The sequence below is a fragment of the Pseudomonas sp. B21-023 genome (assembly GCF_024749165.1).
Classification (GTDB): Bacteria; Pseudomonadota; Gammaproteobacteria; order Pseudomonadales; family Pseudomonadaceae; genus Aquipseudomonas.
Genome location: NZ_CP087190.1, coordinates 2096935 through 2111848, shown reverse-complemented (window position 1 = coordinate 2111848; position 14914 = coordinate 2096935). Strand labels below are relative to the sequence as shown.

The 14914-nt window shown below is 64.7% G+C and carries 11 protein-coding genes; 10 read left to right on the top strand and 1 reads right to left on the bottom strand.

The features are described 5' to 3' along the window. The first annotated feature begins 51 nt into the window (after positions 1–51). From nuoG to LOY42_RS09635, 9 genes are all read left to right on the top strand, one after another. Positions 52–2766: an NADH-quinone oxidoreductase subunit NuoG gene (gene nuoG, locus LOY42_RS09675; protein ID WP_111533048.1), complete on the top strand. Its 2715-nt coding sequence runs from the start codon at positions 52–54 to the stop codon at positions 2764–2766. Beyond that, positions 2763–3770: an NADH-quinone oxidoreductase subunit NuoH gene (gene nuoH, locus LOY42_RS09670; protein ID WP_046855038.1), complete on the top strand. Its 1008-nt coding sequence runs from the start codon at positions 2763–2765 to the stop codon at positions 3768–3770. Before nuoG ends, nuoH begins: the two co-directional genes overlap by 4 nt. An 11-nt stretch (positions 3771–3781) precedes the next feature. Beyond that, positions 3782–4330, top strand: a complete 549-nt coding sequence (gene nuoI / locus LOY42_RS09665; RefSeq protein ID WP_003251442.1) for an NADH-quinone oxidoreductase subunit NuoI — start codon at positions 3782–3784, stop codon at positions 4328–4330. 10 nt (positions 4331–4340) lie between these two features. After that, entirely contained in the window at positions 4341–4841 is a 501-nt protein-coding gene (nuoJ, locus tag LOY42_RS09660; protein ID WP_023631348.1) for an NADH-quinone oxidoreductase subunit J, read from the top strand. 3 nt (positions 4842–4844) lie between these two features. After that, a complete protein-coding gene (gene nuoK, locus LOY42_RS09655) occupies positions 4845–5153 on the top strand; it encodes an NADH-quinone oxidoreductase subunit NuoK (protein ID WP_023631349.1) in 309 nt (102 codons plus the stop codon). Then, on the top strand, positions 5150–7003 hold the full coding sequence (nuoL, locus tag LOY42_RS09650) for an NADH-quinone oxidoreductase subunit L (protein ID WP_102685133.1): 1854 nt from the start codon (positions 5150–5152) through the stop codon (positions 7001–7003). Before nuoK ends, nuoL begins: the two co-directional genes overlap by 4 nt. A 40-nt stretch (positions 7004–7043) precedes the next feature. Beyond that, positions 7044–8576, top strand: a complete 1533-nt coding sequence (nuoM, locus tag LOY42_RS09645; RefSeq protein ID WP_139670022.1) for an NADH-quinone oxidoreductase subunit M — start codon at positions 7044–7046, stop codon at positions 8574–8576. A 7-nt stretch (positions 8577–8583) separates the two neighbouring features. Continuing rightward, a complete protein-coding gene (gene nuoN, locus LOY42_RS09640) occupies positions 8584–10053 on the top strand; it encodes an NADH-quinone oxidoreductase subunit NuoN (RefSeq protein ID WP_102685131.1) in 1470 nt (489 codons plus the stop codon). A gap of 234 nt (positions 10054–10287) precedes the next feature. Further along, complete coding sequence (locus LOY42_RS09635; protein WP_258600391.1) at positions 10288–12354, top strand: TonB-dependent receptor domain-containing protein; 2067 nt, start codon at positions 10288–10290, stop codon at positions 12352–12354. 25 nt (positions 12355–12379) lie between these two features. Here the strand turns inward: LOY42_RS09635 and LOY42_RS09630 are convergent, their stop codons facing one another. After that, positions 12380–13444: an AI-2E family transporter gene (locus tag LOY42_RS09630; protein ID WP_102684904.1), complete on the bottom strand. Its 1065-nt coding sequence runs from the start codon at positions 13442–13444 to the stop codon at positions 12380–12382. Between the two features lie 123 nt (positions 13445–13567). Here LOY42_RS09630 and yegQ point away from each other — a divergent pair, with 123 nt between their 5' ends. After that, entirely contained in the window at positions 13568–14902 is a 1335-nt protein-coding gene (gene yegQ, locus LOY42_RS09625; RefSeq protein WP_139670018.1) for a tRNA 5-hydroxyuridine modification protein YegQ, read from the top strand. Positions 14903–14914: the final 12 nt, after the last annotated feature.

The window sequence follows — 14914 nt, the reverse complement described above, 5'->3', positions numbered from 1 at the left end:
GATTTCCATTAGCCACGCCCGCTCATGCGGGCCAACGAAGAACTTTGAACAATGGCCACTATCCACGTAGACGGCAAAGCGCTCGAAGTCAACGGTGCGGACAACCTGTTACAGGCCTGTCTGTCACTCGGCCTCGACATCCCCTATTTCTGCTGGCACCCGGCGCTCGGTAGCGTCGGTGCCTGCCGGCAGTGTGCGGTCAAGCAGTACACCGACGAGAACGACACCCGTGGTCGTATCGTCATGTCCTGCATGACCCCTGCCTCCGACGGCACCTGGATCTCCATCGAAGACGAAGAGTCCAAGGCGTTCCGCGCCAGCGTCGTCGAATGGCTGATGACCAACCACCCGCACGACTGCCCGGTGTGCGAGGAAGGCGGTCACTGCCACCTGCAAGACATGACGGTAATGACCGGCCACAACGAGCGCCGCTACCGTTTCACCAAGCGTACCCACCAGAACCAGGACCTCGGCCCGTTCATCGCCCACGAGATGAACCGCTGCATCGCCTGCTACCGCTGCGTGCGCTACTACAAGGACTACGCCGGCGGCACCGACCTGGGCGTGTACGGCGCCCACGACAACGTGTACTTCGGTCGCGTCGAAGACGGCGTGCTGGAAAGCGAGTTCTCCGGCAACCTCACCGAGGTCTGCCCGACCGGTGTGTTCACCGACAAGACCCACTCCGAGCGCTACAACCGCAAGTGGGACATGCAGTTCGCCCCGAGCATCTGCCATGGCTGCTCCAGCGGTTGCAACATCAGCCCCGGCGAGCGCTACGGCGAACTGCGCCGCATCGAGAACCGCTTCAACGGCTCGGTGAACCAGTACTTCCTGTGCGACCGCGGCCGCTTCGGCTACGGCTACGTCAACCGCAAGGACCGCCCACGCCAGCCACACCTGGCCGATGGCACCAAGCTGTCCCTCGACGCCGCGCTGGACAAGGCCGCCGACCTGCTGCGCGGCCGCACCATCGTCGGTATCGGCTCGCCACGCGCCAGCCTCGAGAGCAACTACGGCCTGCGCGAGCTGGTCGGTGCCGAATACTTCTACTCCGGTATGGAAGCTGGCGAACTGGCCCGCGTGCGCCTGGCGCTGAACGTGCTGAACGACAGCCCGCTGCCGGTGCCGACCCTGCGCGACATCGAAGACCACGACGCCGTGTTCGTGCTCGGCGAAGACCTCACCCAGACCGCCGCCCGTGTTGCCCTGGCCGTGCGCCAGGCCACCAAGGGCAAGGCCGAGGCCATGGCCGACGCCATGCGCGTGCAGCCTTGGCTGGACGCCGCGGTGAAGAACATCGGCCAGCACGCGCTGTACCCGCTGTTCATCGCTTCGCTGGCTGAAACCAAGCTGGACGACGTGGCCGAAGAGTGTGTACACGCCGCACCTGCGGACCTCGCCCGCATCGGTTTCGCCGTAGCCCACGCCATCGACCCAAGCGCCCCTGCCGTCGAAGGCCTGGACACTGAAGCCAAGGCCCTGGCCCAGCGCATCGCCGACGCCCTGGTCGCTGCCAACCGCCCGCTGGTGGTCGCCGGTACCTCGCTGGCGGATCCTGCGCTGATCGAAGCCGCCGCCAACATCGCCAAGGCCCTCAAGCTGCGCGAGAAGAACGGTTCGCTGAGCCTGGTCGTGCCTGAGGCCAACAGCCTGGGCATGGCGATGATGGGCGGTGAGTCCGTCGACGCGGCGCTGGACGCCGTGATCAGCGGCAAGGCCGACGCCATCGTCGTGCTGGAAAACGACCTGTACGCCCGCGTACCGGCCGCCAAGGTCGACGCAGCCATGGCCGCGGCCAAGGTGGTGATCGTCGCCGACCACTCGAAAACCCCAACAGTCGACCGCGCCCACCTGGTGCTGCCAGCCGCCTCGTTCGCCGAAGGCGACGGCACCCTGGTCAGCCAGGAAGGCCGTGCCCAGCGCTTCTTCCAGGTGTTCGACCCACAGTACCTGGACAGCAGCATCCAGATCCACGAAGGCTGGCGCTGGATGCACGCCCTGCGTGCGACCCTGCTGAACAAGCCGGTGGACTGGACCCAACTGGACCACGTCACCAGCGCCTGCGCCGAGGCCGCCCCGCAACTGGCCGGCATTGTCAACGCAGCGCCAAGCGCCGCATTCCGCATCAAGGGCATGAAACTGGCCCGCGAGCCGCTGCGCTACTCTGGCCGTACCGCCATGCGCGCCAACATCAGCGTGCACGAGCCGCGTACCCCACAGGACAAGGACACCGCGTTCGCCTTCTCCATGGAAGGCTACTCGGGCTCGGCCGAACCGCGCCAGCAGGTGCCGTTCGCCTGGTCGCCGGGCTGGAACTCGCCGCAAGCCTGGAACAAGTTCCAGGACGAAGTCGGTGGCCATCTGCGTGCCGGTGACCCGGGCGTGCGCCTGATCGAGTCGCAAGGCGATCGCCTGAGCTGGTTCAGCGCCATCCCGGGCGCGTTCAACCCGGCTCGCGGCACCTGGACCGCGGTACCGTTCTTCCACCTGTTCGGCAGCGAAGAGTCCTCCTCCCGCGCCGCCCCGGTGCAGGAGCGCATTCCGGCCGCCTACGTCGGCCTGGCCAAGTCCGAAGCCGACCGCCTGGGCGTCAACGACGGTGCGATGCTGAGCCTGAACGTGGCCGGCGTGTCACTGCGCCTGCCGCTGCGTATCAATGAAGAACTGGGCGCTGGCCTGGTTGCGTTGCCCAAAGGCCTGGCCGGCATTCCGCCCGCCATCTTCGGTGCAGCCGTCGAAGGCCTGCAGGAGGCAGCACAATGAGCTGGTTCACCCCCGAAGTGATCGATGTGATCATTCAGGTCGTCAAGGCCATCGTGGTGCTGCTGGCCGTGGTGGTCTGCGGCGCGCTGCTCAGCTTCGTCGAGCGTCGCCTGCTGGGCTGGTGGCAGGACCGCTACGGCCCGAACCGCGTCGGCCCGTTCGGCATGTTCCAGATCGCCGCCGACATGCTGAAGATGTTCTTCAAGGAAGACTGGAACCCGCCCTTCGTCGACAAGATGATCTTCACCCTGGCGCCTGTGGTGGCCATGAGTGCGCTGCTGATCGCCTTCTCGATCATCCCGATCACCCCGGGCTGGGGCGTGGCCGACCTGAACATCGGCCTGCTGTTCTTCTTCGCCATGGCCGGCCTGTCGGTCTACGCCGTGCTGTTCGCCGGCTGGTCGTCGAACAACAAGTACGCCCTGCTCGGCAGCCTGCGGGCCTCGGCGCAGACCGTGTCGTACGAAGTGTTCCTGGGCCTGGCGCTGATGGGCGTGGTAGTGCAGGTGGGTTCGTTCAACATGCGCGACATCGTTGACTACCAGGCCCAGAACCTGTGGTTCATCATTCCGCAGTTCTTCGGCTTCTGCACCTTCTTCATCGCTGGCGTCGCCGTGACCCACCGTCACCCGTTCGACCAGCCGGAAGCGGAACAGGAACTGGCCGACGGCTACCACATCGAATACGCCGGCATGAAATGGGGCATGTTCTTCGTCGGTGAGTACATCGGCATCATCCTCATCTCGGCGCTGCTGGTGACCCTGTTCTTCGGTGGCTGGCACGGCCCGTTCGGCCTGCTGCCGCAGGTACCGTTCCTGTGGTTCGCCCTGAAGACCGCGTTCTTCATCATGCTGTTCATCCTGCTGCGCGCCTCGATCCCGCGCCCACGCTATGACCAGGTGATGGACTTCAGCTGGAAGTTCTGCCTGCCGCTGACCCTGATCAATTTGCTGGTGACCGCTGCGATCGTGCTTTACAACACGCCAGCCGTCGCGGCCCAGTGAGGATTTGACCCATGTTCAAGTATATCGGCGACATCGTTAAGGGCACCGGCACCCAGCTGCGCAGCCTGGCAATGGTGTTCTCCCACGGGTTCCGCAAGCGCGACACCCTGCAGTACCCCGAAGAACCCGTGTACCTGCCGCCGCGCTACCGTGGCCGCATCGTCCTCACCCGCGACCCCGACGGCGAGGAGCGCTGCGTGGCGTGCAACCTCTGCGCGGTGGCCTGCCCGGTCGGCTGTATCTCGCTGCAGAAGGCCGAGACCGAGGACGGCCGTTGGTACCCCGAGTTCTTCCGCATCAACTTCTCGCGCTGCATCTTCTGCGGCCTGTGCGAAGAGGCGTGCCCGACCACCGCGATCCAGCTGACTCCGGATTTCGAAATGGCCGAGTTCAAGCGTCAGGACCTGGTGTACGAGAAAGAAGATCTGCTGATCTCCGGCCCCGGCAAGAACCCTGACTACAACTTCTACCGTGTTGCGGGTATGGCGATCGCTGGCAAGCCGAAGGGCTCTGCACAGAACGAAGCCGAGCCGATCAACGTGAAGAGCTTGCTCCCATAAGGACAGAAAGATGGAATTCGCTTTCTACTTCGCATCCGGTGTCGCCGTTGTCTCCACGCTGCGCGTGGTGACCGGCACCAACCCGGTGCACGCCCTGCTCTACCTGATCATCTCGCTGATTTCCGTGGCGATGATCTTCTTCTCCCTCGGCGCCCCCTTCGCCGGTGCCCTGGAAGTGATCGCCTACGCCGGTGCCATCATGGTGCTGTTCGTCTTCGTGGTGATGATGCTCAACCTCGGGCCGGCCTCGGTCGCCCAAGAGCGTGGCTGGCTCAAGCCGGGCATCTGGGCGGGGCCTGTGATCCTCGCCGCCCTGCTGCTGCTGGAGCTGCTCTACGTGCTGTTCGTCACCCCGTCGGGCGCCGCCATCAGCGGTACCACCGTCAGCGCCAAAGAGGTCGGCATCAGCCTGTTCGGGCCGTACCTGCTGGTGGTCGAACTGGCGTCGATGCTGCTGCTCGCGGCAGCCGTCACCGCCTTCCACCTGGGCCGCAACGAGGCGAAGGAGTAAATCATGGGTGCTATCCCTCTCGAGCATGGTCTGGCGGTCGCCGGCATCCTGTTCTGCTTAGGTCTGGTTGGCCTGATGGTCCGCCGCAACATCCTCTTCGTGCTCATGAGCCTGGAAGTCATGATGAACGCCGCTGCCCTGGCGTTCATCGTCGCCGGTGCCCGTTGGGTCCAGCCCGACGGCCAGGTGATGTTCATTCTGGTGATCAGCCTGGCAGCCGCCGAGGCCAGCATTGGCCTGGCGATCCTGCTGCAGCTGTATCGCCGCTTCCACACTCTCGACATCGATGCTGCCAGTGAGATGCGCGGATGAACCTTATCTTCCTGACGTTCGTATTCCCCCTGATCGGCTTCCTGCTGCTGTCGTTCTCGCGCGGCCGCTGGTCCGAGAACCTGTCGGCGCTGATCGGCGTCGGCTCGGTCGGTCTGTCGGCGGCCACCGCCGCCTACGTGATCTGGCAGTTCAACGTCGCCCCGCCTGAAGGCGGCGCTTACAGCCAGCTGCTATGGCAGTGGATGTCGGTGGACGGCTTCGCGCCGAACTTCACCCTGTACGTGGATGGCCTGTCGGTCACCATGCTGGGCGTGGTCACCGGCGTGGGCTTCCTGATCCACCTGTTCGCCTCCTGGTATATGCGTGGCGAAGCCGGCTACTCGCGCTTCTTCTCGTACACCAACCTGTTCATCGCCAGCATGCTGTTCCTGGTGCTGGGCGACAACCTGCTGTTCATCTACTTCGGCTGGGAAGGCGTGGGCCTGTGCTCGTACCTGTTGATCGGTTTCTACTACAGCAACCGCAACAACGGTAACGCGGCACTGAAGGCATTCATCGTCACCCGCATCGGCGACGTGTTCATGGCCATCGGCCTGTTCATCCTGTTTGTCCAGCTGGGTACCCTGAACGTGCAGGAACTGCTGGTACTGGCGCCGCAGAAGTTCCAGGCCGGTGACACCTGGATGGTCCTGGCGACCCTGATGCTGCTGGGTGGCGCGGTCGGTAAATCGGCCCAGCTGCCGCTGCAGACCTGGCTGGCCGACGCGATGGCCGGCCCGACCCCGGTTTCGGCACTGATCCACGCCGCCACCATGGTGACCGCCGGCGTGTACCTGATCGCCCGTACCAACGGCCTGTTCCTGCTGGCGCCGGACGTGCTGCACCTGGTTGGCGTCGTGGGCGGCGTGACCCTGGTCCTGGCCGGCTTCGCCGCCCTGGTGCAAACCGACATCAAGCGTATCCTCGCCTACTCGACCATGAGCCAGATCGGCTACATGTTCCTGGCCCTGGGCGTCGGCGCCTGGGACGCGGCGATCTTCCACCTGATGACCCACGCCTTCTTCAAGGCCCTGCTGTTCCTTGCCTCCGGTGCGGTGATCGTCGCCTGCCACCACGAGCAGAACATCTTCAAGATGGGCGGCCTGTGGAAGAAGCTGCCGCTGGCCTATGCCAGTTTCGTGGTCGGTGGCGCCGCCCTGGCCGCCCTGCCGATCCTGACCGTGGGCTTCTACTCCAAGGACGAGATCCTCTGGGAAGCCTTCGCCAGCGGCAACAGCGGCCTGCTGTACGCCGGCCTGGTCGGCGCATTCATGACCTCGCTGTACACCTTCCGCCTGATCTTCATCGCCTTCCACGGCGAAGCCAAGACCGAAGCCCATGCCGGCCACGGCATCAGCCACTGGCTGCCGCTGGGCGTGCTGATCGTGCTGTCGACCTTCGTCGGCGCCTGGATCCACCCGCCACTGGCAGGCGTGCTGCCTGAAAGCGCCGGCCACGCCGGTGGCGAAGCCAAGCACTCGCTGGAAATCGCCTCGGGCGCCATCGCCATCGCCGGTATCCTGCTGTCGGCCCTGCTGTTCCTGGGCAAGCGTCGCCTGGTCACCGCGATCGCCAACAGTGGTATCGGTCGCGTCCTGTCGGCCTGGTGGTTCGCCGCCTGGGGCTTCGACTGGATCTACGACAAGCTCTTCGTCAAACCTTACCTGCTGATCAGCCACATCCTGCGCAAGGATCCGGTTGACCGCAGCATCGGCCTCATTCCTCGCCTGGCTCGCGGCGGTCACGTCGCCATGAGCAAGACCGAGACCGGCCAGCTGCGCTGGTACACCGCTTCGATCGCCGTCGGTGCCGTACTGGTACTCGGTGCCGTGGTAGTGGCCGCGGTATGACCATGAATCTTGCGACTTTGCCAAAGGAAACCAACCCGTCATGATTTTGCCTTGGCTGATCCTGATCCCCTTCATCGGCGGCTTCCTGTGCTGGCTGGGTGAGCGCTTCGGCTCCACCCTGCCGCGCTGGATCGCGCTGCTGACCATGTCCCTGCTGCTCGGCATCGGCCTGTGGCTATGGGCGAACGGTAACTACACACTGGCCCCGGCGCCGGGTGCCGAACCGGCCTGGGCCCTCGAATACAAGGTCGAGTGGATCAAGCGCTTCGGCATCAGCATCCACCTGGCCCTCGACGGCCTGTCGCTGCTGATGATCCTGCTCACCGGCCTGCTCGGCGTGCTGTCGGTGCTGTGTTCGTGGAAAGAGATCCAGCGCCACGTCGGCTTCTTCCACCTCAACCTGATGTGGATTCTCGGCGGCGTGGTCGGTGTGTTCCTGGCCCTGGACCTGTTCCTGTTCTTCTTCTTCTGGGAAATGATGCTGGTGCCGATGTACTTCCTCATCGCGCTCTGGGGTCACAGCTCGTCGGACGGCAAGAAGACGCGGATCTACGCGGCGACCAAGTTCTTCATCTTCACCCAGGCCAGCGGCCTGATCATGCTGGTGGCGATCCTCGGTCTGGTGCTGGTCAACTACAACAGCACTGGCATAATCACCTTCAATTACAGCGACCTGCTCAAGGCCGAACTGCCGGCCGGCGTCGAGTACATCCTGATGCTGGGCTTCTTCATCGCCTTCGCGGTGAAACTGCCGGTGGTGCCGTTCCACTCCTGGCTGCCGGACGCCCACGCCCAGGCGCCGACCGCCGGTTCCGTGGACCTGGCCGGTATCCTGCTGAAGACTGCGGCCTACGGCCTGCTGCGCTTCGCCCTGCCGCTGTTCCCGAACGCTTCGGCCGAGTTCGCGCCGATCGCCATGACCTTGGGCCTGATCGGTATCTTCTACGGGGCCTTCCTGGCCTTCGCGCAAACCGACATCAAGCGCCTGGTGGCCTTCTCCAGCGTCTCGCACATGGGCTTCGTGCTGATCGGCATCTACTCCGGCAGCCAGCAGGCCCTGCAGGGCGCGGTGATCCAGATGCTGGCCCACGGCCTGTCGGCCGCCGCGCTGTTCATCCTGGCCGGCCAGCTGTACGAGCGCCTGCACACCCGTGACATGCGCGAGATGGGTGGCCTGTGGCACCGCATCGCTTATCTGCCAGCCATCAGCCTGTTCTTCGCCGCCGCCTCACTGGGCCTGCCGGGTACCGGCAACTTCGTCGGCGAGTTCCTGATCCTGATCGGCAGCTTCGCCCACGTCCCATGGATCACCGTGATCGCCACCACCGGCCTTGTGTTCGGCTCGGTGTACTCGCTGATCATGATCCACCGCGCCTACTTCGGCCCGGCCAAGGCCGACACCGTGCTGGCCGGCATGGACAGTCGCGAGCTGATCATGGTGCTGGGCCTGGCTGGCCTCTTGATCCTGCTGGGCGTGTATCCGCAGCCGTTCCTCGACACCTCTGCCGCCACCATGAGCGGTGTGCAGCAGTGGCTCGGTTCCGCTTTCACTCAACTCGCTTCGGCCCGGTAAGAGCGCTATGGAATTCACCACTCAACACTTCATCGCATTGGCGCCGATGCTGATCACCACCATCACCACGGTGGTGGTGATGCTGGCGATCGCCTGGAAGCGCAACCACTCGCAGACCTTCCTGCTGTCCACCGTGGGCCTGAACCTGGCCCTGCTGTCGATCCTGCCGGCGCTGAAGGTCGCGCCCCTGGCGGTGACCTCGCTGGTGACCATCGACAAGTTCGCCTGCCTGTACATGGCGATCATCCTGGTGGCCACCCTGGCCTGCGTCACCCTCGCCCACGCCTACCTCGGCGAAGGCTCCAAAGGCTTCCCAGGCAACCGTGAAGAGCTGTACCTGCTGCTGCTGATGTCGGCACTGGGTGGCCTGGTGCTGGTCAGCGCCAACCACCTGGCCGGCCTGTTCATCGGCCTGGAGCTGCTGTCGGTGCCGGTCTACGGCCTGGTGGCGTATGCGTTCTTCAACAAGCGCTCGCTGGAAGCCGGCATCAAGTACATGGTGCTGTCGGCCGCCGGCTCCGCCTTCCTGCTGTTCGGCATGGCGCTGCTGTATGCCGACGCCGGCGCCCTGACCTTCGACCAGCTGGGCAAGGCCCTGGCCGCTACCAGCATGCCGAGCCTGCTGGCGCAGCTGGGCCTGGGCATGATGCTGGTGGGCCTGGCCTTCAAGCTGTCGCTGGTACCGTTCCACCTGTGGACCCCGGACGTGTACGAAGGCGCCCCGGCGCCGGTCGCCGCGTTCCTGGCCACCGCCAGCAAGGTCGCGGTATTCGCCGTGGTCGTGCGCCTGTTCATGCTCTCCCCCGCCGCCAGCAGCGGCGTACTGAGCACCGTACTGGCAGTCATCGCCGTGGCGTCGATCATCATCGGCAACCTGCTGGCGCTGACCCAGAGCAACCTCAAGCGCCTGCTGGGTTACTCGTCCATCGCCCACTTCGGCTACCTGGTCATCGCCCTGGTCGCCAGCAAGGGCCTGGCCCTGGAAGCCATGGGCGTGTATCTGGTCACCTACGTGATCACCAGCCTCGGCGCCTTCGGCGTGATCACCCTGATGTCCTCGCCATACGCCGGCCGTGACGCCGACGCCCTGTACGAGTACCGCGGCCTGTTCTGGCGCCGTCCGTACCTGACCGCGGTACTGACCGTGATGATGCTGTCGCTGGCAGGTATCCCGCTGACCGCAGGCTTCATCGGCAAGTTCTACATCATCGCCACCGGCGTCGAGTCGCACCTGTGGTGGCTGGTCGGCGCCCTGGTGATCGGTAGCGCCATCGGCGTGTACTACTACCTGCGTGTCATGGTCACCCTGTACCTGGTCGAGCCGAACCTGCGTCGCCACGACGCCCCGCTGAAGTGGGAACAGCGCACCGGCGGCGTGATGCTGCTGGCCATCGCGATCCTTGCCTTCGTGCTGGGCGTGTACCCGCAGCCGCTGCTGGAGATGGTGCAGCAGGCTGGATTGCAACTGATCGGTTGATCGGCTGACAGCAACACAAGACACCCCGCCTCGGCGGGGTGTTCTTTTTTGGGGCCGCTTTGCGGCCCTTTCGCCGGCAAGCCAGCGCCCACAGAACAACAGCGATCCCTGTGGGAGCCGGCTTGCCGGCGAAAGGGCTGCAACGCAGCCCCATGGCTATTACAGATCGACCACTGTGCTTCGTCTGCCCTTTGCAGCGTCAGACTCCCGCACCCGATCTGGAACCTCGTCCCCATGCGCCCCACCCTGCCCTACTCCCTGCTGGCCCTGTTCGTCGCCAGCTCCGCCCAGGCCGCCAACCGCGTCGAACTCGACCAGGTGCTGATCCAGGACCATCAACAGTCCGAGCTGGAAGCCGCCGCCGATCACCTGCGTGAAATCCCCGGCGCCAGCAACCTGGTGGACATGGACAAGGTGGGCCAGGGCCGGGTGGCGACCAATCAGGATGTGCTGGCCTACCAGCCGGGAGTGTTCGCCCAGTCGGCGGGCAACGACGGCATCAAGCTGTCGATCCGTGGTTCGGGCATCAACCGCGCGCCGGGTGCCCACGGTTCGGGGGTCTACACGATGTTCGACGGCCTGCCGCTGACAGGTCCCGGCGGCACGCCCTATGAGCTGTTCGAACCGCTGTGGCTGAGCCGCGCCGAAGTGCTGCGCGGTGCCAACGGCTTCGACCAGGGCTCGCTGGCGCTGGGCGGCGCGATCAACTACGTGACCCACACCGGCTACGATGCCGCGCCCTTGCAGGTGCGCTACGAAGTCGGCAGCCGTGGCTACCAGCGCCGGCACATCAGCTCCGGGCAGGTGCTGGGCAACCTCGACTATTACGTAGCGCTTACCGACGCCGAGTACGACGGCTTCCAGCGGCACAGCAGTGGCAGCGCCAAGGGCATCGCCGCCAACGTCGGTTACCGCTTCAACCCGAACCTGGAGACGCGCTTCTACCTGCGCTACCGCGAGACCGAGAACGACCTGGCCGGGCGCCTGACCAAGGACCAGATCAAGCACGATCCGCGCGCGGCAAACCCGGCCTACCTGGCCCGCGATGACAGCCGCCCGCAACCGGGCAGCACCTGGGTCGGCAACAAGACCACCTTCTTCCTGGATGACGACTCGCGCCTGGAGGCGGGGCTGGTCTATCACGACTACCCGATGGACCTGCGTGAAGGCCCGATGCGCCTGAAGGTCGCCTACACCGATGTCAGCGGCACGCTGAACTACTTGCGTCGTGACACCCTGTTTGGCCATGAGAGCAAGACCACGCTAGGCTGGCGCACCACCAAGCACCTGCCCAACAGCGGCGCCTCGCAGTTCGCCCGCCCCGGCGGCGACAACTTTGGCGCCCGCACCCGCGACTTCAGCTACCAGGGCTCGGACACTGTGTTGCATGCAGGCAACGATCTGGAGCTGATTCCGAACCTGTGGCTGACCACGGGCCTGGCGATGATCTACACCCGCCGTGAAAGCGATGTGACCTACCCTACTGTTGGCGGCAAGGTCAGCCAGCATGACTGGGACTATGCTCCTCGGGTCGGACTGCGCTACGACATCCGACCTGACTTGCAGGTCTACGGCAATCTGAGTCGTTCGGTCGAACCACCTCATCCCTGGGCGCTCATCTGGAGTTCGCCAAAGGTAAAAGGCCAACAGTTCCAGACGCAGCCAATTGAAATGCAGAATCAGACTGCCACAACGCTTGAACTTGGCGCGCGTGGCGACTCGGTAATCGGCCGTTGGGACTTGGCTTGGTACTACTCTCAGGTACGGCACGAATTGCTGACTGTCGAGATCGAACCGACCGTCACGGGCGAATTCAATGCCAGCCCCACCGTGCACCAAGGCATCGAAGCCGGCCTGGACAGCCTTCTCTGGGAACAACCCGGCACCGGCAAGCTCAGCCTGCGCCAGGCCTACACCTTCAGCGATTTCCACTACCGCGACGACGACAAGTTCGGCGACAACCGCCTGCCCGGCATCCCCATGCACTACTACCAGGCAGAACTGCGCTACGACTGGCCGAGTGGTTTCTACGCCGGAATCAACACGCAGATGGCGTCCAAGGTGCAGGTGGACTACGCCAACAGCTACCACGCCGACGCCTACGCACTGCTCGGCGCACGCCTGGGCTGGGATTCGCCCAAGCGCGACTGGCAGACCTGGCTCGACCTGCGCAACCTGACCAACAAGCGTTACGCGGCGACGGTGACGCCGGGGTACAACGATGCCGGGCAGGACATCGCCCGCTCGACGCCGGGGGAAGGGTTCGGGGTTTATACCGGGGTTTCCTACAGCTTCCGTTGACCCCGGGGGGCGCCTTGCGCCCCATTCAAGACGGCAACTGCACCTGCGGCTTGGTCGAGGCAAAGATCGCCCAGCTGGAAATGAACAGCGCCGCGATCAACGGCCCGATCACAAACCCATTGAGCCCGAACACCGCCAACCCGCCCAGGGTCGAAACCAATACCAGGTAATCCGGCATGCGCGTGTCCTTGCCCACCAGGATCGGCCGCAGCAGATTGTCCACCAGGCCGATCACCAGCACACCGAACGCGGTCAGCACGATCCCCTGCCAGATCGCCCCGGTCAGCAGGAAGTACAGCGCCACCGGCCCCCAGACGATCCCCGCGCCCACTGCCGGCAGCAATGACAGGAACGCCATCAGCACCGCCCACACCAGCACGCTGGGAATGCCCAGTATCCAGAAGATCAGCCCGCCCAGCGCACCCTGGGTGATCGCCACCAGCAGGTTGCCCTTGACCGTGGCCCGCACCACGCGCTTGAACTTCAGCTGCAGACGGCGTTTCTGCTGCTCGGGCAGTGGCACCGCCTGGCGCACCTTGCGCGCCAGCTCCGCCCCCTCGCGCAGGAAGAAGAACAGCAGGTAGAGCATGATGCCGAAGCTCACCAGGAACTCGAAGGTGCCCTGGCCGAAGCTGAACGCCTGGCCGGCGAGGAACTGGCTGCCCTGGGTCGCCCACTTGGTGATCTTGTCGCGCAGGCCATCAAGGTTGCCCATGCCCATGCGGTCGAGGAAATGCTGGGCATAGGCCGGCAACATGTCCTTGCCCCGTTCGATATAGCCGGCGATATCCAGCTGGCCACTCTCGATGCGCTGGTACAACGCAGCCCCCTCCTGCACCAGCAGGGCGCTGATGATGATCACCGGCAGCACCGCCACCAGCAAGCAGGTGGCCAGGGCCACCGCCGTCGCCAGGTTGCGTCGCCCGCCACAGCGCAGCAACAGGTGGCGTTGCAGCGGTGCGAAGAGGATGCCGAGGATCACCGCCCAGAAGATCGCGCCGGAATACGGCAACATGATCCAGATGAAGGCGATGGTCACCAGGGCCAACAACACGGTCAGGGCTTTGTTCTGCAGTACGGTTTCGTTCATCGGCGTTCCTCGAGGGCTCAACCATTTAGTGCGCTGCGCATCGGTAAAAGTGCCGTTGACCCAGATCAATACTTGCAAGGCGCCGCCGCCTTAGCATCCGCGCCTTTTGCCCCGGTGCGCACCATGACCTCTCCCGCCAAGCCCGAACTGCTCGCCCCCGCCGGTACTCTCAAGACCATGCGCTATGCCTTCGCCTACGGCGCCGACGCGGTCTACGCCGGCCAGCCGCGCTACAGCCTGCGGGTGCGCAACAACGAATTCGACCATGCCAACCTGGCCCTCGGCATCCAGGAGGCGCAGGCCCTGGGCAAGCGCTTCTACGTGGTGGTCAACATCGCCCCGCACAATGCCAAGCTCAAGACCTTCCTCAAGGACCTGGCGCCGGTGATCGAGATGGGCCCGGATGCGCTGATCATGTCCGACCCTGGGCTGATCCTGCTGGTGCGCCAGCATTTCCCGCAGATGCCCATCCACCTCTCGGTGCAAGCCAACACGGTGAACTGGGCCAGCGTGAAGTTCTGGCAGGGCATGGGCCTGACCCGGGTGATCCTGTCGCGGGAGCTGTCGCTGGAAGAGATCGAGGAGATCCGCCAGCAGGTGCCAGAGATGGAACTGGAGGTGTTCGTGCATGGCGCGCTGTGCATGGCCTACTCCGGGCGTTGCCTGCTGTCAGGCTACCTGAACAAGCGCGATGCCAACCAGGGCACCTGCACCAATGCCTGCCGCTGGAAGTATGAGGCGACCCCGGCCACCGAGAACGCTACCGGCGACATCGTCCGCGAATTCGAACCCACGCTGGGCATAGGCGCCCCCACTGACCAGGTGTTCCTGTTGCAGGAGTCCAACCGCCCGGGCGAAGAAATGCCGGCGTTCGAGGACGAGCACGGCACCTACATCATGAACGCCAAGGACCTGCGCGCCATCCAGCACGTCGAGCGCCTGGCACATATGGGCGTGCATTCGTTGAAGATCGAGGGCCGTACCAAATCGCACTTCTACTGCGCCCGCGCCGTGCAGTCCTACCGCCAGGCCATCGATGACGCCGTGGCCGGACGGCCGTTCGACCGCGGCTTGATGGCCAGCCTCGAATCCCTCGCCCAGCGCGGTTACACCGAAGGCTTCCTGCGCCGCCATGTGCACGACGAGTACCAGAACTACCAGCGCGGCAACTCGGTGTCCGAGCGCCAGCAGTTCGTCGGCGAGCTGACCGGGGCGCGGGTCGATGGCCTGGCCGAGGTCAAGGTGAAGAACCGTTTCGCCGTGGGCGATCACTTGGAACTGATGACTCCGCGTGGCAACTACCATTTCGACCTGCACCGCCTGCGCAACCGTCAGCAGCAGGCCATCGAAGTGGCGCCGGGCGATGGCCATGTGGTCTACCTGCCGATCCCCGAGCAGGTATCCCTGGAGTTCGGCTTGCTGATGCGCGACCTGGAAAGCGCCGAGACGGCTGCCTGACAAATCTGTAAT